Below are 4,192 nucleotides of genomic sequence, written 5' to 3' on the forward strand. Positions count from 1 at the left end.
GTCAAGTCCGTCGACGGCCTGTCCTACTCCGTCGAGCGCGGCCGCACCCTGGGCATCGTGGGCGAGTCCGGCTCGGGCAAGTCGGTCTCGAGCATGGCCGTGATGGGGCTGCACACCAGCCGATCGGCCCGAATCAGCGGCTCGATCCGCCTCGACGGCCAGGAGCTGGTCGGCGCGAAGCAGGACGACGTGCGCCGTCTCCGCGGGCAGAAGATGGCGATGATCTTCCAGGACCCGCTCTCGGCGATGCACCCCTTCTACACGGTCGGCAACCAGATCATCGAGGCCTACCGGATCCACAACCAGGTCTCCAAGAAGGCCGCCCGCGCCCACGCCATCGACATGCTCGACCGGGTCGGGATCCCCGAGCCGCGGAGCCGCATCGACGCCTACCCCCACCAGTTCTCCGGCGGGATGCGGCAGCGGGCGATGATCGCGATGGCGCTCTCGTGCGACCCCAGCCTGCTCATCGCCGACGAGCCCACCACGGCGCTCGACGTGACGGTCCAGGCCCAGATCCTCGACCTGATCCGTGACCTGCAGCAGGAGTTCGACTCCGCCGTCGTGATCATCACCCACGACCTCGGCGTCGTCGCCGAGCTCGCCGACGACATCGTGGTGATGTACGCCGGCCGCGGGATCGAGCAGGGCAGCGCCGAGGCGATCTTCAACGCCCCCGAGCACCCCTACACCTGGGGTCTGCTGGGGTCGATGCCCCGCTTCGACCGGCCGCCGACCGAGCGGCTACTGCCGATCAAGGGCACCCCGCCGAGCCTGATCCGGGTGCCGTCGGGCTGCGCCTTCAACCCGCGCTGCGAGTTCTCCGACCGCGTGCGCGGCGACGCCTGCACCACCGAGCGTCCCGAGCTGCTGCCCGCCGGCAGCGGCACCGGCGCCCACGTCGGCCACGGCGCCGCCTGCCACCTGCCCACCGCCGAGCGCCAGCAGGTCTGGGCGCAGGAGATCTCCCCGAGGCTCGCCTGATGACGACTCCGACCACCGACCGCCACGCCGACGGCGCGACCCCGGCCCCCGACGGCGACGTGCTGCTCAGCGTCGAGGGCCTGGTCAAGCACTTCCCGATCAAGGGCGGGTTCCTGCGCCGCGGCAGGACCGCGGTCCAGGCCGTCGACGGCGTCGACTTCTCCGTGCGCCGCGGCGAGACGTTCTCGATCGTGGGCGAGTCCGGCTGCGGCAAGAGCACCACCGCGCGCCTGGTCACCCGGCTGCTCGAGCCCACCGGCGGCACCGTCCGCTTCGACGGGCAGGACATCACGCACCTGTCCGAGGGCCGGATGCGGCCGCTGCGGCGCGACATCCAGATGATCTTCCAGGACCCCTACTCCTCGCTGAACCCGCGCCACACCGTGGGCAAGATCGTCGGGGCGCCGTTCCGGTTGCAGGGCGTCGAGCCCGAGGGCGGTCGCAAGCAGGCGGTGCAGGACCTGCTCGAGCTGGTCGGGCTGAGCCCCGAGCACTACAACCGCTACCCGCACGAGTTCTCCGGCGGCCAGCGGCAGCGCATCGGCATCGCCCGGACGCTCGCGCTCAAGCCGAGGCTGATCGTGGCCGACGAGCCGGTCTCCGCGCTCGACGTCTCGATCCAGGCCCAGGTGGTCAACCTGCTGGAGGACCTCCAGGAGGAGCTCGGGCTGACCTACGTCATGATCGCGCACGACCTGTCCGTCGTACGCCACGTCTCGGACCGGGTCGCGGTGATGTACCTCGGCAAGATCGTGGAGGTCGCCGACCGCGACGACCTCTACGACCGCCCGCACCACCCCTATACCGTGGCGATGCTCTCGGCGGTGCCGGTGCCCGACACCGGCCGCCGGCAGAACCGCGAGCGGATCCGCCTCCAGGGCGACGTGCCCAGCCCGATCAACCCGCCGCCGGCCTGCCGCTTCCACACCCGGTGCTGGAAGGCCCAGGAGGTCTGTCGCACCGAGGAGCCCCCGCTGGTGCCGCTCGGAGGTCCCTCCCACCTGGTGGCCTGCCACTTCCCGGAGAACGTGACGCCCGCGACACCGGTGTCCACGCCGACCCCCACCGCCTGAGGAGGGCGTCCGGACCTCGGTACGCTCGACGGGCCCGAGCCCGGACCGGCACCGCCGGTCGCCGACCCCCGATCCCCGCCCGGAGGCCTTCGCGATGGACCACGACGATCAGGACGAGCGCTCCGAGCAGGTGCGCGGAGCGCTGGTCAAGGGGCTCGTCGCGCTGCTGGCGGTGGCGGTGCTGATCGCGCTCGGCACCACGCTCATGGTCCGCACCCTGGGGCTGGACGAGGGCGGCTCCGAGGGCGCCGTGGGCTCGACCACGGAGCCGAGCGACCCGCTCCCGTCCTCGGCGCTGCCGGTGCCCGGCGAGGAGTCGCCGACCGCCCAGCCCAGCGAGTCGCCCTCGGAGTCCGCCGGCGGCGACATCGCCCTCTCGGTGAGCCCGGCCTCGGTCGGCCCGATGCAGCGCATCAACCTGACCGGCACCTACCGCGGCGGCGACAACGCCCGGCTGGAGGTGCAGCGCCAGGAGGACGGCGCCTGGACCAACTTCGGCGTCGACGCCGGCGTCACCGCCGGCACGTTCCAGACCTACGTGATGAGCGGCCGGACCGGCGAGAACCTGTTCCGGCTCTACGACCCCGCCAACCGCAAGGCCAGCAACGTCGTCGAGGTCACCATCGGCTGACCTCCCGCCCACGCCGCAGGGTGGGGACGACGCAGGGCCGGCCCCCGAGGGGACCGGCCCTGATCACGTCGTACGCCGGGGGGGTGGCCCCGGGTGGCCCCGGGTGCCCCTCGTGCTCAGTCGGGGATGTAGTCGAACTCGTCGGGGTTGGGACCGGTGCGGCCCTTCTCGCCCTGGTCGAGCGCGTCGATGGCCCGGACCTGCTCGTCGTCGAGCTCGAAGTCGAAGATGGCGAAGTTCTCCTTCATCCGCTCCTCCGAGGACGACTTGGGGAAGATGATGTCGCCGCGCTGCACGTGCCAGCGCAGCGTCACCTGGGCGGTGCTGCGGCCGACCTTCTCGGCGATGGCGGAGATCGTCTCGTCCTGCAGCACACCGCCCTGGGCGATCGGGGACCAGGCCTCGACCAGGATGCCGGCGTCGTGGCTGGCGGCCCGGGCGGCCTCGTTGCCGAAGTAGGGGTGGACCTCGATCTGGTTGACCGCGGGCACGACGTCGGTCTCCTGGGCCAGCCGCTCGAGGTGCGCGGGCTGGAAGTTGGAGACGCCGATCGAGCGGGCGCGGCCCTGCTGCTGGAACTCGATGAGCGTCTTCCACGTGGAGACGAAGTCACCGTCGTACCGCGTGGGCAGCGGCCAGTGGATCAGGAACAGGTCGACGTGGTCGGTGCCGAGCTTCTCCAGCGTCTCGTCGAACGCCTTGCGCGCCACGTCGGGCTCGTGGAAGCCGTTGTTGAGCTTGCTGGTCACGAACACGTCGTCGCGGGACAGGTCGGAGGCGGCGAGCGCCTCGCCGACGCCCTTCTCGTTGCCGTACATCTGCGCGGTGTCGATGTGGCGGTAGCCGGCGTCCAGGGCCAGGCCGGTGATCCGCGCGGTGTCCTCCGGCGGGACCTGGAACACCCCGAAGCCGAGCTGCGGGATGGAGTTGCCGTCGTTCAGGGTCAGGTTCGGGACAGATGCCATGTCCTCCTCAATACCCGGCGCCCCGCCCTCTATTCCGACGCCGGTCTCAGCCGCGCGGCTCCTTGGAGTCGCGCCAGGTGCGCTCGAAGGGGAGCCGCCACAGGTGCGGGGTGATCAGCTGGTGGATCCGGTTGGGTCCCCAGGAGCCCTGGGCGTAGGGCCGCACCGGGGGCGGGTTGTCGAGCAGCGGCTGCGAGACCTCCCAGAGGCGCTCGATGCCCTCGGCGCTGGTGAACAGGGTCCGGTCGCCGCGCGCGGCGTCGTAGATGAGGCGCTCGTAGGCCTCGAGCACCTCGCCCGCCCAGCCCGTCTCGTGCATCGCGAACTGCATCGAGAGCTTGTCGAGCTTCATGCCCGGGCCGGGCCGCTTGCCGTAGAAGGACAGCGACATCTTCGACTGGTCGGCGAGGTCGAAGGTGAGGTGGTCGGGCCCGTTGTCGCCGACACCGGAGCCGGCCGGGAACATCGAGCGCGGCGGCTCGCGGAAGGCGATGGAGATGATGCGCGCCCCCTCGGCGAGGCGCTTGCCGGTGCGGAGG

At 71.5% G+C, this 4,192-nt stretch carries 4 protein-coding genes and 1 pseudogene; 3 read left to right on the forward strand and 2 right to left on the reverse strand.

The window, feature by feature from the left end; genetic code table 11:
- Positions 1-18: 18 nt before the first annotated feature.
- The 3 genes from ASG49_RS09325 (at position 19) to ASG49_RS09335 (ending at position 2,688) form a co-directional block, all read left to right on the forward strand.
- Entirely contained in the window at positions 19-984 is a 966-nt protein-coding gene (locus tag ASG49_RS09325) for an ABC transporter ATP-binding protein (protein WP_369814216.1), read from the forward strand.
- On the forward strand, positions 984-2,057 hold the full coding sequence (locus tag ASG49_RS09330; RefSeq protein ID WP_056540641.1) for an ABC transporter ATP-binding protein: 1,074 nt from the start codon (positions 984-986) through the stop codon (positions 2,055-2,057). The genes ASG49_RS09325 and ASG49_RS09330 overlap by 1 nt, the downstream gene beginning before the upstream one ends.
- A gap of 94 nt (positions 2,058-2,151) precedes the next feature.
- Positions 2,152-2,688 (forward strand): hypothetical protein, encoded by a 537-nt coding sequence (locus ASG49_RS09335; protein ID WP_056540645.1) that lies wholly within the window; start codon positions 2,152-2,154, stop codon positions 2,686-2,688.
- Between the two features lie 116 nt (positions 2,689-2,804).
- On the opposite strand, the gene ASG49_RS09340 is transcribed toward ASG49_RS09335, so the two are convergent.
- Complete coding sequence (locus ASG49_RS09340; RefSeq protein WP_056540648.1) at positions 2,805-3,653, reverse strand: aldo/keto reductase; 849 nt, start codon at positions 3,651-3,653, stop codon at positions 2,805-2,807.
- A 46-nt stretch (positions 3,654-3,699) separates the two neighbouring features.
- Positions 3,700-4,192: pseudogene (locus ASG49_RS19305) on the reverse strand (glucose-6-phosphate dehydrogenase); the annotation flags it as partial.

Source organism: Marmoricola sp. Leaf446 (assembly GCF_001424755.1).
In the GTDB taxonomy this organism is placed as follows: Bacteria; Actinomycetota; Actinomycetes; order Propionibacteriales; family Nocardioidaceae; genus Marmoricola.

What these genes read in the sequence shown, in the direction of transcription:
- ASG49_RS09330 (WP_056540641.1), top strand. Translation starts at nt 984, where the DNA reads ATGACGACTCCGACCACCGACCGCCACGCCGACGGCGCGACCCCGGCC.
- ASG49_RS09335 (WP_056540645.1), top strand. Translation starts at nt 2,152, where the DNA reads ATGGACCACGACGATCAGGACGAGCGCTCCGAGCAGGTGCGCGGAGCG.
- ASG49_RS09340 (WP_056540648.1), bottom strand. Translation starts at nt 3,653, where the DNA reads ATGGCATCTGTCCCGAACCTGACCCTGAACGACGGCAACTCCATCCCG.